The organism is Polyangium jinanense (assembly GCF_028435365.1).
On the sequence record NZ_JAGTJJ010000031.1, the window covers coordinates 69,496 to 95,668 of the forward strand.

The following is a 26,173-nucleotide window of genomic DNA, read 5'->3' on the forward strand; positions in this document are numbered from 1 at the left end:
CGTGGGCGGCGGAAATCGAATAAACCGCCGCCCATGCTGTCCGAGACCCGCGAGAAAATCGAAGACCTTAAAAGGCGCTATGCGGCGCTAAGGGGGCATCTTTGACGTCCCCAAGCTGTCCCGCATGCTCGCCGAGCTGACGCAAAAGTCGCTCGAGCCTGGTTTCTGGAACGATCAAACGAAGGCGCAGGCCACGTTGCGCAAGCGCGCGGACGTCGAGCAGAAGCTTGAGGTCGCGCAGACGCTCGGCCGCGCGATCGACGACACCGCCGAGTACCTGGAGCTCGCGGCCGCCGAGAACGACGACGCCGCGATCGCCGACTGCGAGAAGCAAGTCGTCGAGCTCGATGCGCGCCTGCGCAAGGTCGAGCTCGAACGGATGCTGAGCGGGCCGGCCGATCAGTCGAACGCGATCGTCAGCATCCACCCGGGCGCCGGCGGCACGGACGCCAAGGACTGGGCCTCGATGCTGCTCCGCATGTACCTGCGCTTCTGCGAGAGGCGCGGCTACAAGACGGAGATCATCGACTACCAGGACGGCGACGAGGCCGGCATCGACGCCGTCTCGTTCACCGTCTCGGGGCCGGGCGCCTACGGCTATCTGCGCTCGGAGACCGGCGTGCATCGGCTCGTGCGCATGAGCCCGTTCAACGCGGATCACACGCGACAAACCGCGTTCGCCGCGGTCGAGATCACGCCTGATGTCGGCGACGACATCCAGATCGAGGTCAACGAGAAGGACATCGAGATCACGACGATGCGCGCCGGCGGCAAGGGCGGGCAGAACGTGAACAAGGTCGAGACGGCGGTCCGGCTCCGATACCTTCCCGATCCGACGATCAACATCGTCTGCCGCGCCGAGCGCAGCCAGCATCAGAACCGGGCGATGGCGCTCAAGATGCTGAAGGCGAAGCTCTACGAGCGCGAGCTCGCGCGGCGCGACGCCGAGAACGCCGCGTACCAGGCCTCGAAGACCGCGATCAACTTCGGCAGCCAGATCCGCAACTACGTGCTCGCCCCCTACCGCCTCGTGAAGGACGTGCGGACCGCGACGGAGTCGGGCAACGTGGACGCGGTGCTCGACGGGGATCTCGACTCGTTCATCGAGGCGTACCTCATGGCCGCGGCGGGCGGCACGCTGAAGAAGGGCGGCCAGGTGGTCGCAGAGGACGACGCGTGAGCGAGGACAAGCAGGAAAAGAAGGGGTCCTCTTCGGCGGCTGCGGCAACGCAGCACGCCGAGGAGACCCTCATCGCCGTTCGCAAAGAGAAGGCCACGAAGATCCGCGGGCGCGGGGAAAACCCGTTCGCCAACGACGTCACGTCGGGCGAGCCGCTCGTGGATCTCGCGGCTGCCCGCGCGCGGTTCGACGGCGCGAAAAACGCCGCAGGCCGGTACGACGCCGAGAAGGTCGCGCCCGAGCCCCTGCGTATCTCGGGCCGGGTGCTCTTCCTGCGGCAGATGGGCGGCGTCTCGTTCGTGCGCCTCCGCGATCGCACGGGCGAGCTGCAGCTCTACTGCGACGAGGCCGTGCTCGGCGAGGCCTACGCGCGCCTGCACGAGGAGATCGACCTCGGCGACATCATCGAGGCGAGCGGCACGGCGATGGCCACGCAGAAGGGCGAGCTCAGCGTCAAGGCGACGAGCTTCCGCCTGCTCACGAAGGCCTATCGACCGCTGCCCACGAAGACGAGCTTCAAGGACGTCGAGGCGCGTTACCGCATGCGCTACGTCGACCTCGTGGCGAACCGCGAGGTCGCCACGGTCTTCCGGGCGCGTACGTTCATCATCTCGGCGCTGCGCCGTTTCTTCGACGGCAAAGGGTTCCTCGAGGTCGAGACGCCCACGATGCACACGATCATCGGCGGCGCCGCGGCCCGGCCCTTCAAGACGCACCACAACACGCTCGACATGGAGCTCTTCATGCGCATCGCGCCGGAGCTCTACCTGAAGCGTCTCGTCGTGGGCGGCTTCGAGCGCGTCTACGAGATCGCGCGCTGTTATCGGAACGAGGGGCTCTCCACGCGGCACAACCCCGAGTTCACGATGCTCGAGTACTACCAGGCCTACGCCACGTACGAGACGCTCATGGACCAGACCGAGGCCATGCTGCGCGCCGTCGACGAGGCGCTCGCCGCGGCCGTTCCCGAGGAGCACGCGTCTTGGGCGAAGGCGCGCACCTGGTCCTTCGAGCGGTTCGTTCGGGTCCCGATGGCGAAGGCCATCGAGAACGCCCTCGCCCGCTCCGGTTTGCCCCCCGAGGTCGCCACGCGTGTCGCCGACGACGACGCGCCGATCAAGGCCTGGGCGAAGGCGGCCAAGGAGAAGAAGCGCGAGATCGACTGGGCGAACTTCCGCTCGGGCATGAAGAAGTGCGACAGCGAGGGTGAGCGCGTCTTCTGCGCCTACGAGTACCTCGCCGAGCCCTTCCTCACCGCGGATTACCGCACGGACGACGGCTCGAAGAGCCTGCCCGTGTTCATCATCGACTACCCGTTCGAGGTTTCGCCGCTGGCGCGGAAGAAGGACGGGAATGAAGCGCTCGTCGACAGGTTCGAGCTCTTCGTCGACGGCCGCGAGCTCTGCAACGCCTTCAGCGAGCTGAACGATCCCGAGGATCAGGACGCACGCTTCCGGGCGCAGGTCGAGAAGAAGGCCAAAGGCGCCGAGGAGACGATGGACTACGACGCCGATTACGTGCGCGCGCTCGAGTACGGCATGCCGCCGACCGCGGGCTTCGGCATGGGCGTCGATAGGCTCACGATGCTGCTCACGGGCGCCGCGTCGATCCGCGACGTCATCCTTTTCCCCCTCCTCCGGCCCGAGGCGAGCGGCAGTTGATCGACAAGGCGCCCTTCCTCGTCCTGCAAATCCTCTCCGTCCTCGCGGCCGTGTGGCTTGCCGTGCTCGGCGTCCGGCGCCTGCACGCAGGTTCGCCGCGGGGCATCGGCTGGATCTTCGGATCGCTGTTCGGGTTCGCCTTCGTCGTGCTTTCGCACTTCGCGGCGAAGACCCCGCGCGAGCGATTCGCGCCGTTCAAGCTGCGGGACGAGATCGTCGGGTTCTCCGCGCTCGGCACGGGCGTCGTCTTCCTTCTCGCGGTGCTCGCCGCGCTCTTGCCGGTGATCCTCGACCTGCTCGAGCGCCGGGGCTTCAGCTCGTACGTGGGCGCACGGCACGTGCGCGCCACGAAGAGCGGATTTCTCACGGTGATCAGCGTGCTCAGCATGGCCGGCGTCGCCGTGAGCTCGTGCGCGCTCTGCTCCGTGACGAGCATCATGGGCGGCTTCGGCGCCGACCTGAAGCGCAAGATCCTGGGCAACAACGCGCACATCGTCGTCGACGTGACGCGGCCCGGCGGTTACGGCGACTGGGAGGACAAGCTCGACGGCATAAGGCTCGCGGTCGCGCCGAAGGGCGGGGCGGCGACGCCGGTCGTGGCGGGCGACGCGATGGGCTCGTCGGCGTCGAACACCGCGGGCGCGCTCGTGCGTGGCATCGACACGAACACGATCGCGCAGGTGATCGACCTCAAGCAGAACATCGAGGTCGGCAACTTCGACTGGCTCGACGACCCGGAGAAGCTCGCGGATCTGCCGGCCGATACGATCATCGGCCGGGGCCCCGGGGGCGAGCCGTACTTCAAGGGGCCGGACCTGCGCGCCTCGGCGGACCTCGATCCGGCCGTGAAGGCGGCGCTGCGCAAGGACGTGAAGATCCTGCCGGGCGTGATCATCGGCAAGGAGCTCGCGAAGAGCCTGCACGTGCTCGTGGGCGACGAGATCACGTTGCTCTCGCCGATGGGCGAGCTCGGCCCGATGGGCGTGATGCCGCGGACGCGCAGGTTCCGCGTCGCGGCGATCTTCTACAGCGGGATGTACGAGTACGACGCGACGCACGCGTACATCAAGCTCGACGTGGCCCAGAGCTTCTTCAGCATGGGCGACAACATCAGCCAGATCGACGTGCGCGTGCCGGATCCCGAGCGGGTCGCGGAGGTGACGCCGCTCGTACAGGCTGCGGCCGCGAAGTTCGACATGGGGGAGGGCAAGGAGCCGCTCCGCGTGCGCGACTGGGTGGAGATGAACAAGAACCTCTTCAGCGCCCTCAAGCTGGAGAAGATCGCGACGTTCATCATCCTCTCGATCGCAATCGCGGTCGCGAGCTTCTGCATCGTCTGCACGCTGCTCCTCATGGTGACCGAGAAGGGCAAGGAGATCGCGATCCTGAAGGCGCTCGGCGCTTCGGACGGCGCGATCATGCGCATCTTCATGCTCGAAGGCGTCATCATCGGCGGCATCGGCACCGTGTTCGGCGTGGGCACCGCGTTCGCCGCCTGCTCGGGCCTCGCGCGCTTCGGGGTCCGATTGGATCCCGAGGTGTATTACATCGACCGATTGCCGGTGAACGTGAACGGGAGCGACTACGCGATGGTCGCGGTCGCCGCGCTCATCATCTGCACGATCGCCACCCTTTATCCGGCCCGCGCGGCGTCGAGGCTATCGCCCGTCGACGGGCTCCGTTACGAGTGAGCCCATGAGCGAGCCGCTCATCGTCATCGAGAATCTGCAAAAATCGTTCGTCCACATGGGGCGTCGGCTCGACGTGCTCCGCGGGATCGATCTCGTCATCGATCAAGGCGAGGTCGTGGCGATCGTCGGCCCCTCGGGCGCGGGCAAGAGCACGCTCCTCCATTGCATCGGCACGCTCGATTTGCCGACGGCCGGGAAGATCAAGCTCGCAGGCGAGCACCTCGTGGGCCTGCCGAGCGCGCGGCTTGCGGCGATCCGGAACCGCACGATTGGCTTCGTGTTCCAGTTCCACCACCTCCTGCCCGAGTTCAATGCGCTGGAGAACGTGATGATGCCCGGCCTGATCCAGGGCAAATCACGCCGGGAAATGGAGGCGCCCGCGACGGCGCTGCTCACGGAGGTGGGTCTCGCGCACCGCGTGACGCATCGGCCCGGCGAGCTCTCGGGCGGCGAGCAGCAACGCGTGGCGCTGGCGCGCGCGCTCGTGCTCTCGCCGAAGCTTTTGCTCGCCGACGAGCCGACGGGCAACCTCGATTCGAGCACCTCGAAGGCGATGCACGACCTCTTCTTCGAGATCAATCGCAAGCACGGCACGACGATCGTGGTCGTCACGCACAATCCGAGCTTCGCCGAGTCGATGCCGCGGATGGTGACGGTGACCGACGGGAGGATCGAGAGCGACGTGCGTCGCGGTCAATCCCCGTTCGAGAGCGAAAAAGCGGGCGCTGCGGCCGCGGCGCCCGCAGCGGCGGCCGAAGCCTAGGGTTTTGCCAGGGAGAGTTTCTCCGCGATCTTCGCGCTCGATTGCGCGGCGCGGACCGGGTTCGAGAACGGGAACGTGATCGAGACGCCGTCGGTCGTGACCGTGCGCGCGCCGTCGTCGCGCACGATCTCGAGGATCGTGCTCTCGTCGAGCGGGGCCGTGGCGGCCTGAATCGTGGCCAGATCTTTCGCGGCCGGCACGTGTTTCGGCGTGCGGACGCCCCCGGGCAAACCCATCACATAGACGAGGGCGGCGGCGGCCTTTTTCGTGTCCTTGCCGTGGAACCAGGCGCCGACGTCGCGCGTGTCGAGATGAGCGCAGCCGGCGTAGAGCGCGGCGCCGTCGGCGTTCGTCTCGCGCGCGATTCGCTCGCCGAGGCCGATGAATCGATTGCGGCCTTCGAGCTCGAAAAAGGCCCGCGCATACCCTTCCGAGAAAGCGATTTCGAGCTCGCCCTCGGGCTCGTGGCGCACCACGGAGACGGACCCGTCGTTCACCTTCGCGAGCACCGCGTCCACGTCCTCGCCGAGCTTGCTCTTCTGGCCCGCGGCCTCGATCACCGGATGCGTGACCATCTTCCCGTCTTTCGGGCCGAGCCACAGCCGCACCGTGAATCCTTCGAGCGGCATCGCGCCCCAGGAGCTGCCGGTCCAGAGCATCGTGCGCGCGGCCTCGCAGGCGCGGGCGAGCCGTTCGCTTCGTTGCGCGGGGGTTTCGGTGCCCGGCTCGGCCGAGGCGGCGGGCGCCGGCGGGGGCCGCCTTCGCAGCGCCGTCACCGTGATCAGCAACATCATGCCGATGCCGAGGCCGATCGCGAGGGGGGCGAATCGTTGCGCGGGCGGGAGCTCGACGCCGGACGGCTTCTTCGGGCCCGGGCCGCGCTTTTGGGGAGGGGTCTTCGGCATGGGCGGAGCTTACTCCGCCCACGTGAGGCCGGGTACCGCGTTTGTCCGAATCCCGGGAAAACCGGGATTCGGACAAACGCTTAGGGCTTCACGGCCCGAGGCAGTCGTTCGGGCATTCCTGGTAGAAGCCGCAGAGAACGATGGCGTTGTAGTCGGCGATGCCGAACACGTGCGCCTGCTCGCAGTTGAGCTGGCACTGCTGATCGCCGGGCGGGCACATCACGAAGCAGTCGTCGAGCGCGACGCATTCGGGGTTGTTGAGGCAGATCTGCAGGTCGTCCTCGCAGTTGCCGCCCATCCCCGCGGCGCAGGCATAGCAGCCGTTGCAGCCATTGGGGTTGTTGTCACAGCTCGCCGGGCAGCCAGCCGCCATCGGGTCCACGTTGCAGCTCGTCCCGCACTCCTGGCAGAAGATGCACTCGATGATGTTGTTGTACTGGTCGATGGCGGCCTGCGTCGTTTGCTGCACGCACATGTCCTGGCAGGCCGCGTCGCAGACGCCGCTCGGGGGGTTCAGGCAGTTGAAGAGCGTGACGCAGTCCTGGTCGTTCGCGCACGTCGCGAGCTCGTCCGAGCAGACGCCGTCGAACGCGCATTGATTGCAGGTGCCGCAACTCCCGAGCGTGTCACAGCCACCGGGCGGCTGGCAGACGCCGGCATAACAGGCGACGCTGGCCAGGCAGGCGTTGTCGCACATGCCGCAGTTTGCCTCGTCCGTCTGCGTGTCGACGCATTCGCTGCCGCACTTCGTCGTGCCGGCCGCGCAGGTCGCGCCGCATTGCCCGTTCGAGCAGACCTGGCCGGGGGCGCAGGCATTGCCGCACATGCCGCAGTTGCTCGGGTCGAGCTTCGTGTCGACGCAGACGTTGCCGCACTTCGTCGTGCCGGGGCCGCATTGCGCGGCGCACTGGCCGTTCGTGCAGACCTGGCCGGCGGCGCAGACGTTGCCGCAGGCGCCGCAGTTGCCCGGGTCGTTCTTTGTGTCGACGCAGGTGTTCGCGCACTTCTTCGTGCCGCCGACGCAGTTCAGGTTGCATTGACCGGCCGCGCAGACCTCGCCGGCCGCGCAGACCTTGCCGCACATGCCGCAGTTCGCGCCGTCCGTCTCGGTATCGACGCACTCGTTGCCGCACTTCGTCGTGCCGCCGACGCAGCTGAGCTGGCAGACGCCGTTCGAGCAGACCTGGCCAGCGGCGCAGGCTTTGCCGCACATGCCGCAGTTCGCCGTGTCCGTCTTGATGTCGACGCAGAGCGAGCCGCACTTCGTCGTTTGACCGACGCAGTTGAGCTGGCACTTGCCGGCCGTGCAGACCTCGCCGAAGGGACACGCCGTGCCGCAGGCGCCGCAATTCAGCGGGTCGAGCGACAGGTCGCTGCACTTGCCATTGCAGACCGTGGTGCCGCCGACGCAGGCGAGCTGGCACATCCCGTTCGAGCAGACCTGGCCGTTCGGACACGCCGTGCCGCACATGCCGCAGTTCAGCGGGTCGACGGTGGTATCGACACACTTGCCATTGCAGTTCGTCGTGCCGCCGACGCAGGCGAGGCCGCATTGGCCGTTCGCGCAGACCTGGCCGGCCGCGCAGGCCGTGCCGCACATGCCGCAATTCGTCGGGTCGATGGTGGTATCGACGCACTTGCCATTGCAGTTCGTCGTGCCGCCGACGCATTGCGTGGCGCACTGGCCGTTCGAGCAAGCCTGGCCGGCCGGGCACGCCGTGCCGCACATGCCGCAGTTCAGCGCGTCGATGGTGAGGTCGACGCACTTGCCATTGCAGTTCGTCGTGCCGCCGACGCAGGCGAGGCCGCATTGCCCGTTCGCGCAGACCTCGCCGGCCGCGCAGGCCGTGCCGCACATGCCGCAGTTCGTCGGGTCGATGGTCGTGTCGACGCACTTGCCCTCGCAGTTCGTCGTGCCGCCGACGCATTGCGTGCCACACTGGCCGGCCGAGCAGACCTCACCGGCCGCGCAGGCCGTGCCGCACGTGCCGCAGTTCGTCGGGTCGATGGTCGTGTCGACGCATTTGCCTTCGCAGTTCGTCGTGCCGCCGGCACACGCGAGGCCGCACATCCCCGCGGTGCAGGTCTCGCCGGCCGCGCACGCCTTGCCACACGCGCCGCAGTTGTTCGGATCGATGTCGGTGAGCGTGCAGGTGCCGTCGCAGTCGGTTTGTCCGGACGGACACGTTTCGCCGCCGCCGGTGCCGCCGGTGCCGCCGCCCGCGCCACCGCTGCCGCCGTTGCCGCCGGTCGCGCCGGCGCCGCCATTGCCGTCGGTCGTGTTCGATCCGCCGCCGTCGCTACACCCCGTCCACGAAGCCACGGCGAGGCTCATGAAAGCCGCCGTGAGCGCCCATCGCCACCCCCCGCGGGGGGACTGCGCTTTGCTACTCATTGCTGTTGGAACCTTCCTGGAAAGCAGGCACATCTCGATTCGAGCGGTTCATTTCTGTCCCCCACCGCACGGTCTTTCGCGTTCGTCGGCGCTCCGGCCGCACGCGCGGTACTTTTTCAGGCGACCATGCCGCAGTTTTCGGAAGGAAATGATCCGCTGGAATCGCCCCGGGGACCGTCCCTCGGGCGACCGACCTTACCACTGCTTGGACGGACGTGGAAGCGTCGGACGATTCTCGGAAGGACGTGGAATGTCCGATGACCAGGGAAAATGTCTGTTAAAGCGGCATTCTGTCTAGCAAAGTGGAATCGCTGCTAGCCTAGCCGCTGATGGAGGATTTCGGCGGCGCGCAGGGCCATGGCCATGATGGTCATCTGCGGGTTCACGCCGAGGGACGACGGGATGGCGCTGCCGTCGCATACGTAGAGTCCGGCGACGTCGTGAGCCTCGTGGTCGGGGCCGAGGCAGGAGCGGGCAGGATTGGTTCCGATACGGCACGTTCCGAGGGGGTGGTACGCCGTCACCTCGATGTCGCTCGGCTGAATGCGGCTCGACCGGAGCCGGGCAAGGGCCTCTTTCGTGCTCACCTCGTCATGACCCGCGACGAAAGGCAGGACGCGGCGCGCGCCGGCGGCCTGAAAGACGTCGCAGAGGATCTCGACGCCGCGCTGGAGGAGCCGCGTATCCCGCTCGTTCATGCGATAAAAGAGCAGCGGTCGGCCGCCGGGGCCCGTGCGGACCTCGCCGCGGCTATGGTCCTGGATCATGAAGCCGAACGTCGCGAGGTATGGGTATTTTTCCATCACCTCGACGTACCTCGGCCCCGACCAGGGTACGCCGAGCGCGGCGACGTCGAACGGGAGCGAGCCACCCTCGAAGAGCAGGCCTTCCTCGGCGAAATGGTCGATCGAATACCCTTGCGGGATCCCGTTCCATTGATCGACGCGGTCGTCGAAGAGCGCCATCACCTTCGAGGCGGGGTGGATCGAGAGGTTTTTCCCGAGCATCCCCGAGGACAAACACGCGCCGCTGCGGCGGAGGAGGAGCGGCGTCATGAGCGCGCCGCCGGCGACGACGACGGCATCCGCGCGGACGCGGAGGCGCGGGGCGCGGCCGTTCGTCCGTTCGGCGCCGAGCGTCGCGGTGACGCCGCGGGCGCGTCCGGCCACGATGTCGACGAAATCGACGCGCGCGGCCGTCACGAGCTCGGCGCCGCGAGCGAGCGCGGCGGGCACGTAACTCACGTCGGTGGAGCGCTTGGCGCCCGTGGGGCAGCCGAAGCAGCAAATGCCTTGGCCGTCGCAATCGGGGGCGTTGCGGGTGAGCGCGTGGTGATGCAGTCCCAGGTGCTCGGCGCCGCGCGCGATGATGCCGGCGATCTTGCCGAGATGAAGCGGATTCGCGGGGGCGACGCCGAGCATGGCCTCGACGCGCTCGTAATAAGGGCCGAGGCCCTCGGGCGAGAAGTCGCGGGGCAGGCCGTGATGATCACGCCAGTAGGCGAAGGTGCGGGCGGGGGCGCGGTAGCAGGTGCCCGAGTTGATGACCGTGCTGCCGCCGACGGCGCGGCCGGCCCAAACGGGAATGTTCACGTTGCCGAGGGCGACGGTCATTCCCTTGTCGCGATAGAGATTGCCAAACGCCCGCGAGGGCCTGCCGTTGAAGCTCGATCGCCGGTGGTAATGCCCCTCCTCCAAGAGGAGCACGGCTCGCCCGCGCGAGGCGAGCTCGTAGGCCGCGGCGGCGCCGCCCGCGCCCGTGCCGACGACGACGACCTCGCATTCGAGGTCGAGATCCGTATCGACTTCGCGCCCGTCGGTCACGCGGGCCATCCAGCGGGGTTTTTCGTCGCGCACCGTCTCGAGCTCGTAGCGGCAGCCGACGTGGCGGAACATCTCGGGCCGGTCGAAATGCATGGCCTTGAGCGGCGTGAGCAGGACCCGGACGATCTCGCGGATCGGCAGCACGCGCGATTGCTCGAAGCGCCGGAGCGCCGAGAGCCGGTCCTCCGCGGAGAGCTCCGAGAACGGCCTTCGTTTCGTGGGCAGCGTGGAGAGCTCGACGGCCCAGAGCGAGGCCTGAAAGACGCGGATCGCCTCGCGGGGGATGTCGGACAGGTAGCGGTGCGTGGCCTCGGCGGTCGCGCGGCCCGCCCCTTCGAGGAAACGTCCCGGGGGGAGGGCGGCCTCGGCGACCGCCGTCAGGATGTCGAGCTCACGCGCGGAGAGCCACCGGTCTCGGTCGGCGCGTGCGGGGGCCGGCGCCTTGCGACGCAGGCCACGCGAGAGGCCCGCGGGATCGCTGGGGACGGAGAGCGAAGGGTCCGGGTGAGCAACCATGCGTGGCTCCCTTGTGTACTAAAAATTCTGTAGCGAAAGAACGCACAGAATACAAGGGGGCGAACACGGCCGTGCCGCAGCGCGCCGCGGCCGGGGGGTTTGGGGGCGCAGCTCGGCTCGCCGAGCGTAGCCCCCAAGCGTCATTCGATCGGGAGGACGATGAGCGGGCTCGAGTGGTGGAGGTTGAGCGTCTCCCAGGCCTCGTCGTCGATCGCGACGCCGCGCGGGCCCTCGCGCAGGTGGCCGAGGACGGCCCGGAAGAACGGGGGCTCGGGCATCTCGACGGCGAGGATGCCTTTGCGGTCGCCGGGGCTCGGGGCGTAGGGGCGATCGGCGCGGGTGCGCTTCGTGTCGGCGATGAGCGTGATCTCATCCATCCGCGCCGTGTAGTGCGGGCCGCCGTCGAAGGGGTCGACGCGGTGGGCGTAGCGGAAGCCGATGCGGCGCAGGAGTTTTTCCACGCCGCGGGTCTGCATGCCCGTCTTGCCGATGACCTTCTGCGCGTCCTCGGGCAGGAGCGACGCGTGGATGGGTCCTTCGGGGAAGAGGCCCTTGATGAACTCCTTGTTCTTCTTCGAGAGCCGGTCGGCCTCGGCGTACGTCATGTCCGTGAAGCGCCGGCCGAGGGCCTCCCAGAGGTGGCTCGTGCCGTCGGGCTCGAGCGGGGGCAGGAGCTCGGCGAGGACCTCCTGCTGGAAGAGCTCGCGGTGGGCGGCGAGATAGAGGAACCGCACATACGAGATGAGCGTGCCGAGCCGGTCGGTGCGGCGGTACTCGGGCATGATCACGAGGCCGCCGATCTCGGTCGGGCCGTCGTACGAGTAGCCGATGCGCAGGAGCGTGTGGTGGAAGTGCCGGTCGATCGTGGCCGAGTACCGCTCCTCGTCGAGCACGTCGAAGTAGATGTAGGGCGCGCCGCGCCGGCCGAGCTGCGCGATGATCATCGACGTGCCGACGATGTGCTGCTTTTCGTTGTCGATGAGCACGAAGACGTACTGCCGCAGGCGTGGATCCTTGATCTCGCCGGTGAAGCTCTTGTGGGAGACACTCACGATCTCGTGAATCTCGTCCCGATCGTGCGGCAGGTTGACCGAGTTGAGGTGTCGCGCGACGCGGAGCATCTGCTCCTCATCACCGAGGGTGGCGGCGCGAATCTCGTAGGGCAGCATGGGAAACTGAGGCTCGGGTGGCGCGGTGGCTCGGCTTGTCCGAGCTCAGCGGGGTCCCCCAGAGGCGCGACAGCCTAGATGGGCGAGCGGCCTTAGGCCACCTGGGACGGTGACGAGCTCCGGCGGCCCCGCGAAAACCGCACCCCCGGTGGGTGCGTTAACCCGAACAGCATGCGCTCGTCCAGTTCTCGCCCATATCCCGTTTTGTGCAGCCGTCGCCGGCGATGACCGGGTTCCGGCTGTAAAACGTGCCTCCCTCGTAACGATAAGCCGCAGGGCGTCCGGCGTAATGCGCCTTGCAATCATCGTCGAATCGAGGCGTGCGGGTGCGGCGGACGGGCGCGGGCTCAGAGGCGGGGGGAACGGCCGCGGGGGCGGTCGTGGCGGCTGGGGTCGCGGCGACCTCGGCGACGGGCAGGGCGACGCCACCGAGCGAGCAAGCTTTCCCATTCCACGAGAGGCCGGGCTCACACATGGGTGCGCCCTTCACACGGACGCAGGCAGCGCCGCGGGGCTCGGTCTCGGGAGGGCAGGTGAGGGGGGTTTGCGACTTCGCGCAACGCACGCCGAGTGAGGCGCTCCACTTGGTGGGTTCGTAACGATTGCGCAGGGCCGTGCGGAGCCACTTGGGGAAGCGGCGGCTCCAGCTTCCGCCGCGGTAGACGCGGTGGGTGCCGGTGGTGAGCTCGTCCGGGTAGGAGCCGTAAACGGTGGAGGTCCATTCCCACACATTGCCCGACATGTCGTACAGGCCGAAGGCGCCGGCGGGGAACGAGGCGACGGGGCAGGTGCCGGGGTGGTCGTAGCAGGCGTGTTTCTCGTCGGGCGGGTCGTCGCCCCAGGAGAACTTGCGGTGCTCGCTACCGGCGCGGGCGGCGTACTCCCACTCGCGTTCGGTGGGCAGGCGCTTCTTGGCGAAGGCGCAGTAGGCCTCGGCCTGGGGGAAGTCGATGCAGCTGATGGGGTGATCCGCCTTGTCGGGGGCGTCGCCGGGGCAGAAGGTCTCGCCGGTGTGCGCGGGGGTGCAAGCGCCGGCGGCGACGCAGGCGCGGTAGGCGGCGACGGTGACCTCGGTGCGGTCGAGATAGAAGCCGGCGAGGACGACCTCGTGCATCGGCTTCTCCTCGGGCAGCCCCTCGAGCGCGCGTGAGCCCATGAGGTAGATGGCCGGCGGGAGGGCGATCATGCCCTCGGGCGGAGGCTCGGGCGCGGGAGCGGAAGCGGAAGCGGCGGCGGAAGCGGAAGCGGAAGCGGCGGCGGAAGCGGAAGCGGGAGCGGTTGCGGCTGCGGCTGCGGCGACGTTCGTCGAGGCGGGCGCGGGCGCGGGCGATGCCTCGACGCTGCATCCGAGGGCCACGACGGAGAGCAGCGCAAGGAGCAAGGCCCGACGATCCACGGCGCGGAGCATGCCGACAGTCGACGACGGTCTGCAAACAAAAGGGGGCTTGGGGGCGTAGCTCGGCTTGTCCGAGCGTAGCCCCCATCGTTTGACAGAGGGCCTGCCTCGGGCCGGGCTCACCCGAGCATGGCGATCTGCTCCCGAAGCGCGGCATCCATCGCGTCGAGCGGCGCTCGCTCGCCCGTGTAGAGCTCGAACTGCCGCGCCGCCTGGTGCAAGAGCATGCGCCCGCCGTGGATCACCCGCGCGCCTCGCCGGCTCGCCGCGCGAACGAGCGCCGTTTCGATCGGCTTGTACACGATGTCCATCACGAGCAGCCCCGCGGGGATCGCCTCCTCCGGCACCGGGCTCGTCGCCGCGATCTCTCCCATGCCCACGGACGTCGCGTTCACCACGATGTCGTAGTCCCCCGCGTTCCGCGCCTCCTCCACGCCGGCCGCGCGTCCTCCGACCTCGGCCGCGAGCGCCTCGGCCTTGTCGAGGCTCCGGTTCGTCACGACAACCTTCGCGCCTGCATCCGCGAGCCCGTGCGCCACCGCGCGCCCGGCCCCGCCGGCCCCGAGCACGAGCGCGCGCGCGCCCGACACCTTCGCGACCTCTTCGAGCGCGCGCACCGCGCCCACGCAGTCAGTGTTGTACCCGAGGAGCCGCCCGTCCTCCTGCACGACCGTGTTCACCGCGCCGATCCTCGCCGCGAGGGGATCGATCGCGTCGAGCAGCGGGAGGATCTGCTGCTTGTACGGCATCGACACGCCGAGCCCGCGGATCCCGAGCGCGCGCATGCCCGTGATCGCGCCGCCGAGATCGGTCACGCGGAACGGCACGTACGTGAACGGCAAGCCGAGCGCGCGGTAGCCCGCCAGATGCATCGCGGAGCCGAGGGAGACCGGATAAAGCGAAATCGATCCACAGAGCGTGAGCTTCGCGCCGGAGGCGTGGGCGTTCGTCATGCGCGCAGGCTGGATCGGCCTTGGCCCTGATGCTACCGACCACCACGCGATGGCCTCGTTCGAGCCTTCCCTCACGCTCTCCGAAGAGGCTGCGCCGCCCGTCGCGTCGCGACGCAAGCGCCTCCTCGCAGCCCTCTTCAAGCGGACCCTCAAGTTCGTCGCGCTCGTCTTCGTGCTGACGGCGGCGCGCGCCTCGCTCGCCGACCAGTACCACGTGCCCACGGGTTCGATGTGGCCGACGATCGAGCCAGGCGATCGCATCTTCGTGGCGAAAGCCGCCTACGGCCTGCGCATCCCGTTCACCGAAGCCTGGCTCTTCCACCACAGGAGCCCGCGCCCCGGGGACGTCGTGGTCTTCGCCGATCCGCGCGGCGGCGCGATCCCGCTGGTCAAGCGCGTGGTCGCGACGGAGGGACAGTCTGTCGCGGTGAAGCGGGGGATCCTCTACATCGACGGTCGTCCGCAGCGCATCGAGCGGCTCCCCGACGGCCGGTTCCTCGAGCACCTCGGCGCGCTCGCGCACGAGTCGGGAGGCCGCGACTTCGAGGACTTCGGCCCTGCGGTGGTGCCTCCGGATCACCTGTTCGTGATGGGCGACAACCGCCCCGCGTCGCTCGACAGCCGGGTGATGGGCACGGTGCCGAGCGCGCTCGTGCGCGGGCAGGTGCTCGGGGTGCTGTTCCGGGGAGAGGGGCTCGATTTCGAGCGGTTGTTCCGGTCGATCCGGTGAGGGGCGGGGCGCGCGGGGATCGAGTATCCTCGGGCGCATGAACGTGCCGGCTCGCAAGGCTCCTCCTGCTCCGCCTCCCGCGACCCTGGAGGACCTGTACGCCATCCCCGAGGAAAAGCGGCGGCACGAGCTGATCGAGGGCTCGATCGTCGAGAAGGGGGCAGCGACCGTGCGGCATGGGAGCTCGCAGTGGGCGCTGTCTGGCTGGACAGCGCCGTTCGGTCGTCGACCTGGTGGCCGCTTCCCCGGCGGCTGGTGGTTCAGCACGGAGGTCGACGTCTTCTTCGACGCGACGAACACCTTCATCCCGGACATCGCGGGCTGGCGACGCGAGCGCCTCCTCGAGCTCCCGACGGATTTTCCCATCCGCGTTCGCCCCGACTGGGTCTGCGAAATTCTCTCGACGAACCGACGCAACGATCTCGTCAAGAAGAAGCGCGTCTACCATCGGCACGAGGTCCCTCACTACTGGATCGTCGATCCGGTCGAGGAGAGCCTGTCCGTGTATCGCTGGGAGCCTGCCGGCTACCTGGAGATCCTCGTCGCCGAACGCGGCGAGCGGGTTCGCGCCGAGCCGTTCGACGCGATCCCGCTCCAGGTAGGCATTCTTTTCGGGGACGACGAAGAGGACGAAGAGCCCGCAGCCGGCGAGCTCTGATCCCCCTCCTACCGACAGGCCGCCCGCGGCCGCGCCTCGCTCGTCGGCACGTCCTCGATCGTCACGTCGACGTTCTCCGTCTCCGCCTTCGGCTTCTCTGCGGACGGCGCGTGCAAGAGCGCTCGCACCTCCTCGCCCGACAGCGTCTCCACCTCGAGCAGCCGCCGCGCGATCCGTTCGAGCGCCGCGAAGTGCTCGTTGACGAGCGCCTTCGTCCGCGCCTCCGCGTCGGCGAGCAGCCGCCCCACCTCGGCGTCCACGGCCCGCGCCGTCTCCTCGCTGTAGTCGTAGCCGCCGCGCTCGAACGTCACGCTTCGCCGCGGATCGAACGACGCGAGCCCCATCGACGCGCCGCCCATCCCGAGCTCGCGCACCATGCGCCGCGCGATGTCCGTCGCGTTCACGAGGTCGTCCTGCGCGCCCGTCGACGCGTCGCCGAACGTCCGCTGCTCCGCCACGCGCCCGCCGAGCAGCACCACGAGCCGATCGAGGATCTCCTGCCGGCTCATCAGGTACCGATCCTCGCGCGGCTTCTGCAGCGTGTAGCCGAGCGCGCCGATCCCGCGCGGAACGATCGACACCTTCCGCACCGGATCCTGCGTCGGCAAGAGCTCCGCCGCGATCGCGTGCCCCGCCTCGTGGTACGCCACGACCACCCGCTCGTGCGCGCCGAGCCGACGGCTCTTCCGCTCGAGCCCCGCGATCACGCGCTCGATCGCCTCCTCGAGATCCGTCTTGCTCACCGCGGTCGCGTGCCTGCGCGCCGCGAGCAGCGCCGCCTCGTTGAGCAGGTTCGCGAGGTCCGCGCCCACGAGCCCTGTTGTCTGCGCGGCCATGTCGTCGAGGTTCACGTCCGGGCCGAGCAGCACCCGGCGGGCGTGCACCTCCAGGATCTCGCGCCGCTCCCGGAGGTCCGGCCGATCGACGTAGACGCGCCGATCGAAGCGCCCGGCGCGCGTGAGCGCCGGGTCGAGGATCTCGGGGCGGTTCGTCGCGGCGATCACCACGAGGCCCGTCGCGCCGTCGAAGCCGTCCATCTCCGTGAGGAGCTGGTTCAGCGTCTGCTCGCGCTCGTCGTTGCCGCCGATCGGCCCGGCCGCGCCGCGCGCCTTGCCGACCGCGTCGAGCTCGTCGACGAACAGGATCGCGGCCGGCTTCTCGCGCGCCTGGGCGAAGAGGTCGCGCACGCGCGCCGCGCCCACGCCGACGAACATCTCCACGAACTCCGAGCCGCAGATGCTGAAGAACGGCACGTTCGCCTCGCCGGCCACGGCCCGCGCGAGCAGCGTCTTGCCCGTTCCGGGGGGCCCCACGAGCAAGCACCCCTTCGGGATGCGCCCGCCGAGCCTGCGATAGCGCTCCGGGGCCTTCAGGAACTCGACGATCTCGGTGAGCTCCGCTTTCGCCTCGTGGCTGCCGGCCACGTCGCGGAACGTGATCGGCGCACCCTTGTCCACGTAGAGCCGCGCCTTGTGTTTGCCGAAGTTCAGCGCGGGGTTCGTGATGTTCGGCGTCGGCGCCTTGCGCGACATCGAGCCCACGAGCAGGAGCACGCCCACGAGCGGAAGCGCCCAGAGCAGCATCATGGACAGCGACGGCCCGCCGTCGGAGACCCGGGTGTACGGGACGTCCTTCGCGTCGAGCGTCGCGAGCAGGGCGGTCTCGGCTCCCTCGATACGCCCGGTCCGGAACGTCTGCGACGTGCCGACGGGCGCGTTCGGCGCCGTGCGCCCGATGTACGTATCCCCTTTGATCTGCACCTCGGTGAGCACGCCTTGCTCGGCCATGTCCCGGAACCGAGCGTAAGGAATTCGCTCTTCGCTCCCCTCGAGCGAGCCGAGCAGGAGCACCGCGCCCACGACGAGCAGGATGTAAACCCAGAACGATCGCATTGGTTTCCGCCCCGTGCGACCTGCCTGCACGCGCTTTGCCAACGGCGATCGGCCTGGCAAGGACCTCGGTCCGTGCACCGACGTACCGGCGAGGATGGACAGGCCAAAAGGAGCGAGCGTACGCTTCTCCGTCCATGAACGGTCGCTCCCTGCTCTCCACGCTCGCCGCGCCCGCGCTCGCCACGACGTTCGCAACGCTCCTCTCGCTCGCGGCCCTCGGCTGCGGCGCCTCCACCCCGCCGCCCGAGGACGCCACGAGCAAGAACGACTCTGCCCCGGACGACGGGGCGAGCGAGCCGCACGAGGCCACGACGGAGCCCACGGCACCCGAGCCGAAGCCGCTCTCGCACGGCGCGAAGAAGATCACCGACGAGGGCGCCGCCAACGACTACACGCTGACGGAGAAGGACTGCATCGAGCTCGGCAAGCAGTACGTCGCGGTGCAGCGCGCAGACCAGATCGCCGGGCTCGACAAGAGGCTCACGGACAAACAGCGCGAGCAGGCTGTGAAGAACATCGACGCGGTGGTCGGCAAGATGGGCGAGCCGTGGGCGAACGGCTGCATCGAGAGCCTCGTCGGCAAGGTGGCCGAGAGGAAGCGCCTCGAGTGCGCGATGGCCTCGAAGAGCGTGAAGGCGTTCGACGAGTGTCTCAACGGGGAGAACCCGCCGAAGTGATCCGAGGGCGCGCCGTTCGCCCGCGCGCCCCGGAAAAACCCCGCGGAAAAACCGGGTTCGTCCGAGCAGACCTCGGCCGTGCACTTTCCCCTTGTTTCGCCGCTCCTCCGGGTGCTAGGTTTGTCCTTACCGATGCACCCTCTCCTTGCCGACCCCTGGGTCGCGGCGCGCATCGACGCAGCCGTCGCCCCGTACCGCGGCCTCCTTCCCAGCGCGGACCTCGATTTCCTGCGGGATGAGCTCGCCGAGCGGCTCGCGACCGACGAGCACGCGGCGCGTGTCCTCCGCCGGGCTGCGCCGAGGCATGTCGAAGAGAGCGGCGAGGCGTTCATTGGTGCGGCCCTCGAAGGCGAGGATGCGCCCGAGACCCGGCGGGCCAGCGGCATTCGTTCTCGGCGAACTGGGTCCGGGGCCGGCGAGTGAACCTGCGCGTCGCTCCGTTCGGCGAAGACCCCGCGATCGAGCGCTACTACAACGAGGGACGGCCCGTGCTGGAGCATGTCCTGCGCTGGATGGAGCGCAGGCTCGGGAACATGGTCCCGCCCGAAGACATGCGCGCCTGTGCGCACGAAGGCCTGCTCGAAGCCGTGCGCACCTTCGATCCGACCCGCGCCTCGCTCCCCACGTACGTCGCGCGCAAGGTCCGCTGGGCCATCCTCGACGGCGTCAAGCGCGAGCGCCGCTCACGCCGGGCGCTCTCCCGCGCCACGGCCCTTCTCTGTGCCGAGCGTCTCTCCCTCGAGCTCGCCTCGGCCCCGGACGATGCGGGCTTCTCCGAGGACGACCACGTCTCCGCCCTCGATCGCCTCCTCGAAGCGCATGCTGCGGCGCTCGCGCTCGGCCTCGTCTCGGGCGCGGGCACGCCCGAGGAGCACACCTCGCGCGCCGAGATGGCACACGCCCTCCGCCATGCCATCGGCGCGCTCCCCGAACGCGAGCGCACGCTCGTCGAGCGGCACTACTTCCAGGGCGAGGATTTCGACGAGATCGCCGCGGACCTCGGCATCAGCAAGAGCTGGGCGAGTCGCCTGCACGCGCAGGCGATCCAGTCGCTCGCGACTGCGATCGCGGCCCGGACGCGTTAGAGCATCGATGTTCTAGCGCCGTGCCTTCAGGTACGGCGCCTTCTCGTCTTCGGTCACCGGCTCGACGAACAGCACCCGGTGGTCGCGTTTGCCGAAGCTCACGAGCCGCACGAAGATGTGGTCGAGCGCGACCGTGACCTCGCTTCGCTTGTGCTTCCAAAGGTTTGCCGCGTCCTGGAACGTCGGCACCTTCGGGTTGTAGGCGATCATGTGGTACTCGGGCCCTGCGGGCTCCGGGTAGTCGTCGACGTGGACGATCTTGTAGAGCCGGATGCCTCCACTCGACTCGGCGGCCGCAACGACGGCGCCCTCCACCAGGTCCTTCCCGTTGGGATCGGACGAGGCGGGGACGGACACGTCGCGGTTGCATGCGGCCACGGAGCCGAGGGCCATGCACAGAACGAGCAGCGCGCGGCGGAGCATGGCTCGGGAAATAACACCCGGCGCATCCGGTGCAAGCGTGGCCTTCCCGATCTCCATCGGCCCGTGTATCACCCCGCTCCGAGGGCTCTTCGGCCCTCGTTCTCTGGAGGAGACCATGCGACTCGAAGACACCAAGTTCATCGTCACCGGCGCCGCCTCGGGCCTCGGCCGTCATTACGCCTATCGCCTCGCGGAGGCGGGCGGACAGGTGGTCGCGGGCGACGTGAACGAGGCCGCGCTCGCCTCGCTCGCCGAGGAAGCCAAGGATCTCCGCGGCAAAATTCACCCGAAGCGCATCGACGTCGGCAGCGAGGCCGAGGTCTCCGCGTTCGTCGACTTCGCGCACGAGGCCATGGGCGGCTTGAACGGCCTCGTCAACAACGCCGGCATCCTGCGCGACGGCCTGCTCGTGAAGAAGGACCGCACGACGGGCGCGATCACGAAGCTTTCGGCCCAGCAGTGGCAGGCCGTCATCGACGTCAACCTCACCGGCGCGACCTACATGGTCCGCGACGTCGTCGCCAAGATGGCGGCAAGCGGCGAAAAGGGCGTCATCGTCAACATCAGCTCGATCGCGCGCCATGGAAACCGTGGACAGTCGAACTACAGCGCCGCGAAGGCCGCACTTGCCACCAACACCAAGACCTGGGCCCTCGAGTTCGCGCCGTTTGGCATCCGCGTCGGCTGTGTCGCGCCGGGCATGGTCGAGACGCCCATGACCCAGGGCATGAACCAGAAGGCCAAGGACGCCCTCGTCGCCGCGATTCCCGTCGGCCGCATCGGCCTGCCCGAGGACCTCTGGCTCGCGGTCCGTTTCGTCATCGAGTGCGAGTATTTCAACGGCCGCACCATCGACGTCGACGGCGGCCTCGCCATGTGACCCCTCCGCCTCGAACAGACGGCCGATCCTTGCGAACGGGGTTGACCCTGATGATGTTGAAAGCTATTCTCAACATCAACAGGACGCCGGACGGTCGGAAGCACCTATGTACGTCTGCATCTGTGAGGCGGTATCGGAGCAGGACATCTTGGACCTCGTGGGCGCTGGTGCCTCGACGGCCCATGAGGTCATGGAAAAGACGCGGGCTGGCACGCGATGCGGCTCGTGTCGGGCGACCGTGAAGTCCCTCGTCGAGGGGGACGGACCGGTCTCGACGGAATGCGCCGATTCCGCCCCGACGTGCGGGGTTCGTCGGTTGCGCATGATTCGATCCGCTTCGTCGGCGGCTTGACGGTTCGGCTCGGCTCGTTCGGTTCTCGATATTGGTTTTCGACATCTCCAGCGTTACGTGCGCGCGGCTGCGTTTGTCGCGTGCTGGGGGGTGTTTTGTATCGAGAGCCTGCCCATTTTTCCGATAGCGTGCTAGGCGGACATCGCGGCGACCGTATCGCCGGAGCCGTAACCCTTGCAGGCTAGAGGTCTTCCATGAAGGGCGACAGAGACGTCATCCACGCGCTGAACGAGGTGCTCGCCGCCGAGCTCGTGGCGATCAACCAGTATTTCATGCACGCCAAGATGTGCGAGAACTGGGGATATCTGGCGCTCGCCGCGCGCAGCCGTGACGAATCGATCGACGAGATGCGCCATGCCGAGGCGATCATGCAGCGCATCCTCTTCCTCGAAGGACTGCCGAACCTGCAGCGTCTCGACAAGCTGAACGTGGGCCAGACCGTGCCCGAGCAGTTCAAGAGCGATCTCGATCTCGAGTACGCGGCCGTCACCCGACTGAACAGCTCGATCGCTCTCTGTCGTGAGAAGGGTGACCACACGAGCGAATCCTTGCTCCGAAGCATCCTGGCTGGCGAGGAAGAGCACATCGACTGGCTCGAAACACAGCTCGATTTGCTTCAGAAGCTGGGCGAACCGCTCTACCTTTCGCAGCAGCTCTCGCACCACAAGAGCTGACGAGCGGGCCAATCGTGGCGATGATAGGGTCGCGCGGCACCAGGTAGCTGGCTGTCCGCGCGACACGCTCTCACGTGCACAAGGCCCCCAGACGGAGGCCGGGGGAATCCATGGCGAAGATTCTCGTCGTCGATGATCAGCGCAACATGCGCACGACGCTCGCGATGATGCTGCGAAGCGCGGGCTACGAAGTCGACGAGGCGAGCGACGGAAAAGAAGGCGCAGATCGGGGCTCGAAGGGCGCATACGACCTTGTGCTCACTGATCTGCGCATGGGCGGTAACGACGGCATCGGCGTCCTGCGTTCGGTCAAAGAGACGCACGCGATGACCGAGGTCATCGTGATGACCGCGTACGGCACAATCGAGAGCGCCGTCGAGGCCATGCGCCTCGGCGCCTTCGATTACATCCAGAAGCCCTTCACGGAGCAGGAGCTGCTCGTGAAGGTCGAGCGCGCGATCGCGAACCGCAGGCTCACGGGCCAGGTCTCGCTCTTCGCGACCGAGTTCCGCGAGCGATACAAGTTCGAGAACATCATCGGCCGCTCGCACGCGATCCGCGAGGTGCTCGCGCGCATCGTGCGCGTCGCGCCCACGGACGCGACGGTGCTCATCACGGGCGAGAGCGGCACGGGCAAGGAGCTCGTGGCCAAGGCGATCCACGCGAACTCGAAGCGTGCCGATCGTCCCTTCGTCCCCGTCAACTGCGCGGCCATCAGCGAGACGCTCCTCGAGAGCGAGCTCTTCGGCCATGCGCGAGGGTCCTTCACGGGCGCGGTCTCGGCGCGCAAGGGCCTCTTCGAGGAGGCCGACGGCGGCACGTTCTTCTTCGACGAGATCGCCGAGACGCCGCTGACCTTCCAGGCGAAGCTCCTCCGCGCGATCCAGGAGAACGAGATCCGCCGCGTCGGCGAGAACAAGCCGATCCGGGTCGACGTGCGCATCATCGCCGCGACGAACCAGGACCTCCTGACCTCCGTCGCCGAGCGTCGCTTCCGGCAGGACCTCTACTACCGCCTCAACGTGGCGCGGTTCATCCTGCCGCCCTTGCGCGAGCGTCGCGAGGACATCCCGGTCCTCTTCGAGTTCTTCCTCGACAAGTACAACCGCAAGATGAGCGCCAAGGCGCGCGTCGCCGACGGCGTGCTCGAGGCGGTCTCGGGCTACGAGTTCCCGGGCAACATCCGCGAGCTCGAGAACCTCGTCGAGCAGGCCGTCGCGCTCTCGGGCGGCGGCATCATCACGATCGACGACCTCGGCCTCACGCCCGGTCCTTCGCAGAAGACGGCCCCGACAAGCGGCGGCCGCGCCCTCGCCGACGTGGTCGACTCCGCCGAACGTCAAGCCATCGAGGTGGCGCTGCGCGAGTGCGACGGCAGCCGCGAGCGCGCCGCCGAGGTGCTCGGCATCAGCGCCACCACGCTCTGGCGCAAGATGACACGCCTGGCGATCACCTATCCCCCCGCCTGAACCCCGCCCAACCCCCGGATTCCGCCCCCGAGACATTGCAGATCTGCAAGGTGTTCCACGGAGCACCTTTCCGACATGCAATGTTCGAGGCGAAAATCATCTGCCCCGGATGATGCGTTGCGGCGTCGATCACCGCAGGTTTTCCGCGGGATCCACTGATGGAACGCGCGTTGCTTTGAAAAACGGCAAAGACGAACCCGAGCGCTTTCGTGTCGGCGTCGTCTCCGAAGGGGTCCTTCCCATGCCGCGCGTGTTGATCGTCGACGACGAGGAGAATCAACGCAAGACGCTCTCCATTGGCCTTCGGCTGGAGGGCTTCGAGGTCCTCGGCGCGGCCTCCGGGGAAGAGGCGCTGCGCTTGCTCGCCGAGAAGCCCGTCGACGTTGCGATGGTCGACCTGATGCTTCCAGGCATGAGTGGTCTGGACCTCGTGCGTCAGATTCGCCGCATGTTCCCGAACGTGCGCGTCTACCTCGCGAGCGCCTACCACCTCTCCTCGCGCCAGATGGAGCGCGCCGACTGCGGCGCCGCCGGCTTCATCCCCAAGCCCTACGCCCTCTCCGAGCTCAGCCGCCTCTTGCAGAGCAAGACGCCGGCTCCGGCGCAAGTCGCGTGCTAACAGGCGCGCGTGCGCCGCGACCTTCTCACGTACGAACTCCCGCCCGAGCTCATCGCCGCGCATCCGTCCGCGGATCGTGAAAGCGCGCGCCTGCTCGTCGTCGACGACGAGCCCGGCCGCCTCGAACACGCCTTCATCCGCGACCTGCCCGACCGCTTGCCTGAAGGCGCGCTCGTCGTCGTCAACGACACCCGCGTCCTGCCCGCACGGCTCCTCGGCCGCAAGACCACGAGCGGCGGCAAGGTCGAGATCTTCCTCGTTCGGAAGGTCGCGGAGACGCACGTCGAGCGCAGCGGCCAGCGCCTCCCCGCCGAGCGATGGCGCGCCCTCGGTCGCTCCTCCAAACCCCTTCGTGAAGGCGCCGAGATCACGATCGACGGCCCTGTCTCGCTCGTCGCGCGCATCGAAGGCAAGGACCCCGAAGGCCTTTTCGACGTCGTCCTCTTCTCGCCCGAGGGCCGCTCCGTCCCCGATGCCGTCGAGGCCGCCGGCCACGTCCCGCTCCCGCCGTACATCCGCCGCGACGACGACGCCACGGACCGCGCGCGTTATCAGACCGTCTACGCCCGCGAGCCCGGCGCCGTCGCCGCGCCGACCGCGGGCCTGCACCTGACCGAGACCTTGATCGAGCGGTTTTCCGCGCGCGGGATGGAGCTTGCGCGGGTCACGTTGCACGTCGGGCTTGGCACGTTCCAGCCGGTGACAGTGTCCGATCTCGATGATCACCCGATGCACGCCGAGGCCTACCGCGTGCCGCCCGAGACGGCCGAGGCCGTGGCCCGCGCGCGTCTGAAAGGACGGGAGATCGTGGCGATCGGGACGACCAGCGTGCGCGCCCTGGAGAGCGCCGCGGACCCCGAGCGCGAGGGCCACGTCGTCGCGCGGGAAGGGGAGACGCGCCTTTTGATCCAGCCGGGCTATCGCTTTCGCGTGGTCGATCGGCTGCTGACGAATTTTCACCTGCCGGAGTCGACACTGCTCGCACTTGTCGGCGCCTTCGCGGGCCTGCCGCGTGTCCTCGAGAGTTACCGCGTCGCGATCGAGGAGAGGTACCGGTTTTACTCGTACGGCGACGCGATGCTTCTGAGGAGACAACGATGAGCGGGCCGAGCACGCCCGGATATGCCTTCCGCACCCTCGCCACGAGCGGCGCGGCGCGCGCGGGCATCCTGACGACGCCACACGGCGAGGTCCCCACGCCGACGTTCATGCCCGTCGGCACGCAGGGCAGCGTGAAGACCATGAGCCCGGAGGAGGTCGCGGCCACGGGCGCGCGCATCGTCCTCGGCAACACCTACCACCTCTGGCTCCGGCCCGGCCCCGAGGTCGTCGCCGGCCTCGGGGGCTTGCACGGCTTCACGAAGTGGCCACACGCGATGCTCACGGACTCGGGCGGCTTTCAGGCCTTCTCGCTCGCCGAGCGGCGGCAGACGAGCGAGGACGGGTTCGTCTTCCGCTCGCACCTCGACGGCTCGAAGAAGGTCCTCACGCCCGAGGTGGCGATGCAGGTGCAGGGACAGATCGGCGCTGACATCGCCATGCAGCTCGACATCTGCCCGCCCGGCGACGCCTCGCGCGCCGAGTTCGAGGCCGCCTGCGCGCGCACCACGCGCTGGGCCAAGCGTTGCCTCGCGGCCAAGCGGCCGGATCAAGCCGTCTTCGGCATCGTGCAGGGCGGCACCGATCCGGCCCTCCGACGCGCGCACGCCGAGGAGCTCGCAGCGATGCCCTTCGACGGCCTCGCGCTCGGCGGTTTTTCCGTTGGCGAGCCCATCGCCCGCATGCATGAGGTCCTCATGGAGGTCGGGCCCACGCTCGATCCCGAGCGGCCGCATTACCTCATGGGCGTCGGCACGCCTTACGATCTCGTGCGAGCCATCGGCGCGGGCGTCGACATGTTCGACTGCGTCTTGCCGACCCGCAACGCGCGCAACGGCCAGGCCCTCACGCGCACCGGCAAGGTCGTCATCAAGCAGGCGCGCTACCGGACCGATCCATCGCCGCTCGATCCCACCTGCACCTGCCCGACCTGCGCCGCGGGCTACTCGCGCGCCTACCTCCGGCACCTTTTCCTCGCGGGCGAGATCCTCGTCCTGCGCCTCATCACCGCGCACAACCTGCACCTCTACGGCACGCTCGTGCGCGAGGCGCGCGAGGCGATCCTCGCGGGGCGGTACGACGCGTTCGCGAAGGAGTGGCTCGCGGGGCTGGAAGCAGGTTCTGCGTAGAGCGACTCCCTCACCCCCGCCCCCTCTCCCTGGC

At 68.5% G+C, this 26,173-nt stretch carries 24 protein-coding genes; 16 read left to right on the forward strand and 8 right to left on the reverse strand.

Annotated features, from left to right (window positions below; translation table 11 throughout):
- Window positions 1-33 precede the first annotated feature (33 nt).
- From prfB to KEG57_RS35070, 4 genes are all read left to right on the forward strand, one after another.
- Window positions 34-1,180, forward strand: a protein-coding gene (gene prfB / locus KEG57_RS35055; RefSeq protein WP_272424946.1) for a peptide chain release factor 2 whose coding sequence is annotated in 2 segments (ribosomal slippage) — window positions 34-102 and window positions 104-1,180 — 1,146 coding nt in all. Because the reading frame shifts where the segments join, the coding sequence is not laid out codon by codon here.
- Complete coding sequence (gene lysS, locus KEG57_RS35060) at window positions 1,177-2,841, forward strand: lysine--tRNA ligase (RefSeq protein ID WP_272424947.1); 1,665 nt, start codon at window positions 1,177-1,179, stop codon at window positions 2,839-2,841. The genes prfB and lysS overlap by 4 nt, the downstream gene beginning before the upstream one ends.
- Window positions 2,838-4,532 (forward strand): FtsX-like permease family protein, encoded by a 1,695-nt coding sequence (locus KEG57_RS35065; RefSeq protein WP_272424948.1) that lies wholly within the window; start codon window positions 2,838-2,840, stop codon window positions 4,530-4,532. Before lysS ends, KEG57_RS35065 begins: the two co-directional genes overlap by 4 nt.
- A gap of 4 nt (window positions 4,533-4,536) precedes the next feature.
- Window positions 4,537-5,295 carry an ABC transporter ATP-binding protein gene (locus KEG57_RS35070; protein ID WP_272424949.1) on the forward strand — a complete coding sequence of 253 codons (759 nt, stop codon included), beginning with the start codon at window positions 4,537-4,539 and terminating at the stop codon, window positions 5,293-5,295.
- On the opposite strand, the gene KEG57_RS35075 is transcribed toward KEG57_RS35070, so the two are convergent.
- From KEG57_RS35075 to KEG57_RS35100, 6 genes are all read right to left on the reverse strand, one after another.
- Window positions 5,292-6,200 (reverse strand): hypothetical protein, encoded by a 909-nt coding sequence (locus tag KEG57_RS35075; protein ID WP_272424950.1) that lies wholly within the window; start codon window positions 6,198-6,200, stop codon window positions 5,292-5,294. The genes KEG57_RS35070 and KEG57_RS35075 overlap by 4 nt on opposite strands.
- Before the next feature lie 88 nt (window positions 6,201-6,288).
- Window positions 6,289-8,523 (reverse strand): MXAN_6577-like cysteine-rich protein, encoded by a 2,235-nt coding sequence (locus KEG57_RS35080; protein ID WP_272459225.1) that lies wholly within the window; start codon window positions 8,521-8,523, stop codon window positions 6,289-6,291.
- A gap of 386 nt (window positions 8,524-8,909) precedes the next feature.
- A complete protein-coding gene (locus KEG57_RS35085) occupies window positions 8,910-10,934 on the reverse strand; it encodes a GMC family oxidoreductase (RefSeq protein WP_272424952.1) in 2,025 nt (674 codons plus the stop codon).
- A 140-nt stretch (window positions 10,935-11,074) separates the two neighbouring features.
- Window positions 11,075-12,103, reverse strand: coding sequence for an arginine N-succinyltransferase (locus KEG57_RS35090; RefSeq protein ID WP_272424953.1), 1,029 nt, complete (start codon window positions 12,101-12,103; stop codon window positions 11,075-11,077).
- 157 nt (window positions 12,104-12,260) lie between these two features.
- The gene (locus tag KEG57_RS35095) at window positions 12,261-13,499 is read right to left on the reverse strand and encodes a formylglycine-generating enzyme family protein (protein ID WP_272424954.1); all 1,239 of its coding nucleotides are present in this window, start codon (window positions 13,497-13,499) and stop codon (window positions 12,261-12,263) included.
- Window positions 13,500-13,618: 119 nt separating this feature from the next.
- Entirely contained in the window at window positions 13,619-14,452 is an 834-nt protein-coding gene (locus KEG57_RS35100; RefSeq protein WP_272424955.1) for a shikimate dehydrogenase, read from the reverse strand.
- On the opposite strand from KEG57_RS35100, the gene lepB reads away from it, so the two are divergent.
- Both lepB and KEG57_RS35110 read left to right on the forward strand, forming a co-directional pair.
- The gene (gene lepB, locus KEG57_RS35105; protein ID WP_272424956.1) at window positions 14,418-15,182 is read left to right on the forward strand and encodes a signal peptidase I; all 765 of its coding nucleotides are present in this window, start codon (window positions 14,418-14,420) and stop codon (window positions 15,180-15,182) included. The two genes, KEG57_RS35100 and lepB, sit on opposite strands and share 35 nt — an antisense overlap.
- A 37-nt stretch (window positions 15,183-15,219) precedes the next feature.
- The gene (locus tag KEG57_RS35110) at window positions 15,220-15,840 is read left to right on the forward strand and encodes a Uma2 family endonuclease (RefSeq protein WP_272424957.1); all 621 of its coding nucleotides are present in this window, start codon (window positions 15,220-15,222) and stop codon (window positions 15,838-15,840) included.
- An 8-nt stretch (window positions 15,841-15,848) separates the two neighbouring features.
- Here the strand turns inward: KEG57_RS35110 and ftsH are convergent, their stop codons facing one another.
- The gene (ftsH, locus tag KEG57_RS35115; protein WP_272424958.1) at window positions 15,849-17,732 is read right to left on the reverse strand and encodes an ATP-dependent zinc metalloprotease FtsH; all 1,884 of its coding nucleotides are present in this window, start codon (window positions 17,730-17,732) and stop codon (window positions 15,849-15,851) included.
- Between the two features lie 134 nt (window positions 17,733-17,866).
- Here ftsH and KEG57_RS35120 point away from each other — a divergent pair, with 134 nt between their 5' ends.
- The 3 genes from KEG57_RS35120 to KEG57_RS35130 all read left to right on the forward strand — a co-directional run bounded on the left by KEG57_RS35120 (window position 17,867) and on the right by KEG57_RS35130 (window position 19,494).
- Window positions 17,867-18,409 carry a hypothetical protein gene (locus KEG57_RS35120; RefSeq protein WP_272424959.1) on the forward strand — a complete coding sequence of 181 codons (543 nt, stop codon included), beginning with the start codon at window positions 17,867-17,869 and terminating at the stop codon, window positions 18,407-18,409.
- A gap of 132 nt (window positions 18,410-18,541) precedes the next feature.
- The gene (locus KEG57_RS35125) at window positions 18,542-18,832 is read left to right on the forward strand and encodes a hypothetical protein (RefSeq protein WP_272424960.1); all 291 of its coding nucleotides are present in this window, start codon (window positions 18,542-18,544) and stop codon (window positions 18,830-18,832) included.
- The gene (locus KEG57_RS35130; RefSeq protein ID WP_272424961.1) at window positions 18,829-19,494 is read left to right on the forward strand and encodes a sigma-70 family RNA polymerase sigma factor; all 666 of its coding nucleotides are present in this window, start codon (window positions 18,829-18,831) and stop codon (window positions 19,492-19,494) included. Before KEG57_RS35125 ends, KEG57_RS35130 begins: the two co-directional genes overlap by 4 nt.
- A 12-nt stretch (window positions 19,495-19,506) precedes the next feature.
- Here KEG57_RS35130 and KEG57_RS35135 read toward each other — a convergent pair whose 3' ends face one another.
- Window positions 19,507-19,917: a hypothetical protein gene (locus tag KEG57_RS35135; RefSeq protein ID WP_272424962.1), complete on the reverse strand. Its 411-nt coding sequence runs from the start codon at window positions 19,915-19,917 to the stop codon at window positions 19,507-19,509.
- A gap of 115 nt (window positions 19,918-20,032) precedes the next feature.
- Here KEG57_RS35135 and KEG57_RS35140 point away from each other — a divergent pair, with 115 nt between their 5' ends.
- From KEG57_RS35140 to tgt, 7 genes are all read left to right on the forward strand, one after another.
- Complete coding sequence (locus KEG57_RS35140) at window positions 20,033-20,797, forward strand: SDR family NAD(P)-dependent oxidoreductase (protein ID WP_272424963.1); 765 nt, start codon at window positions 20,033-20,035, stop codon at window positions 20,795-20,797.
- Between the two features lie 106 nt (window positions 20,798-20,903).
- Window positions 20,904-21,149: a (2Fe-2S)-binding protein gene (locus tag KEG57_RS35145; protein ID WP_272424964.1), complete on the forward strand. Its 246-nt coding sequence runs from the start codon at window positions 20,904-20,906 to the stop codon at window positions 21,147-21,149.
- Window positions 21,150-21,343: 194 nt separating this feature from the next.
- Window positions 21,344-21,823, forward strand: a complete 480-nt coding sequence (bfr, locus tag KEG57_RS35150) for a bacterioferritin (protein WP_272424965.1) — start codon at window positions 21,344-21,346, stop codon at window positions 21,821-21,823.
- 110 nt (window positions 21,824-21,933) lie between these two features.
- The gene (locus tag KEG57_RS35155) at window positions 21,934-23,292 is read left to right on the forward strand and encodes a sigma-54-dependent transcriptional regulator (protein ID WP_272424966.1); all 1,359 of its coding nucleotides are present in this window, start codon (window positions 21,934-21,936) and stop codon (window positions 23,290-23,292) included.
- Between the two features lie 241 nt (window positions 23,293-23,533).
- Complete coding sequence (locus KEG57_RS35160; RefSeq protein WP_272424968.1) at window positions 23,534-23,911, forward strand: response regulator; 378 nt, start codon at window positions 23,534-23,536, stop codon at window positions 23,909-23,911.
- 9 nt (window positions 23,912-23,920) lie between these two features.
- Entirely contained in the window at window positions 23,921-25,012 is a 1,092-nt protein-coding gene (queA, locus tag KEG57_RS35165) for a tRNA preQ1(34) S-adenosylmethionine ribosyltransferase-isomerase QueA (protein ID WP_272459226.1), read from the forward strand.
- Window positions 25,009-26,139: a tRNA guanosine(34) transglycosylase Tgt gene (gene tgt / locus KEG57_RS35170; protein WP_272459227.1), complete on the forward strand. Its 1,131-nt coding sequence runs from the start codon at window positions 25,009-25,011 to the stop codon at window positions 26,137-26,139. Before queA ends, tgt begins: the two co-directional genes overlap by 4 nt.
- Window positions 26,140-26,173 lie beyond the last annotated feature (34 nt).

What these genes read in the sequence shown, in the direction of transcription:
- KEG57_RS35070 (WP_272424949.1), top strand. Translation starts at nt 4,537, where the DNA reads ATGAGCGAGCCGCTCATCGTCATCGAGAATCTGCAAAAATCGTTCGTC.
- KEG57_RS35075 (WP_272424950.1), bottom strand. Translation starts at nt 6,200, where the DNA reads ATGCCGAAGACCCCTCCCCAAAAGCGCGGCCCGGGCCCGAAGAAGCCG.
- KEG57_RS35085 (WP_272424952.1), bottom strand. Translation starts at nt 10,934, where the DNA reads ATGGTTGCTCACCCGGACCCTTCGCTCTCCGTCCCCAGCGATCCCGCG.
- KEG57_RS35090 (WP_272424953.1), bottom strand. Translation starts at nt 12,103, where the DNA reads ATGCTGCCCTACGAGATTCGCGCCGCCACCCTCGGTGATGAGGAGCAG.
- KEG57_RS35100 (WP_272424955.1), bottom strand. Translation starts at nt 14,452, where the DNA reads ATGACGAACGCCCACGCCTCCGGCGCGAAGCTCACGCTCTGTGGATCG.
- KEG57_RS35110 (WP_272424957.1), top strand. Translation starts at nt 15,220, where the DNA reads ATGAACGTGCCGGCTCGCAAGGCTCCTCCTGCTCCGCCTCCCGCGACC.
- ftsH (WP_272424958.1), bottom strand. Translation starts at nt 17,732, where the DNA reads ATGCGATCGTTCTGGGTTTACATCCTGCTCGTCGTGGGCGCGGTGCTC.
- KEG57_RS35120 (WP_272424959.1), top strand. Translation starts at nt 17,867, where the DNA reads ATGAACGGTCGCTCCCTGCTCTCCACGCTCGCCGCGCCCGCGCTCGCC.
- KEG57_RS35125 (WP_272424960.1), top strand. Translation starts at nt 18,542, where the DNA reads ATGCACCCTCTCCTTGCCGACCCCTGGGTCGCGGCGCGCATCGACGCA.
- KEG57_RS35135 (WP_272424962.1), bottom strand. Translation starts at nt 19,917, where the DNA reads ATGCTCCGCCGCGCGCTGCTCGTTCTGTGCATGGCCCTCGGCTCCGTG.
- KEG57_RS35140 (WP_272424963.1), top strand. Translation starts at nt 20,033, where the DNA reads ATGCGACTCGAAGACACCAAGTTCATCGTCACCGGCGCCGCCTCGGGC.
- KEG57_RS35145 (WP_272424964.1), top strand. Translation starts at nt 20,904, where the DNA reads ATGTACGTCTGCATCTGTGAGGCGGTATCGGAGCAGGACATCTTGGAC.
- bfr (WP_272424965.1), top strand. Translation starts at nt 21,344, where the DNA reads ATGAAGGGCGACAGAGACGTCATCCACGCGCTGAACGAGGTGCTCGCC.
- KEG57_RS35155 (WP_272424966.1), top strand. Translation starts at nt 21,934, where the DNA reads ATGGCGAAGATTCTCGTCGTCGATGATCAGCGCAACATGCGCACGACG.
- KEG57_RS35160 (WP_272424968.1), top strand. Translation starts at nt 23,534, where the DNA reads ATGCCGCGCGTGTTGATCGTCGACGACGAGGAGAATCAACGCAAGACG.
- tgt (WP_272459227.1), top strand. Translation starts at nt 25,009, where the DNA reads ATGAGCGGGCCGAGCACGCCCGGATATGCCTTCCGCACCCTCGCCACG.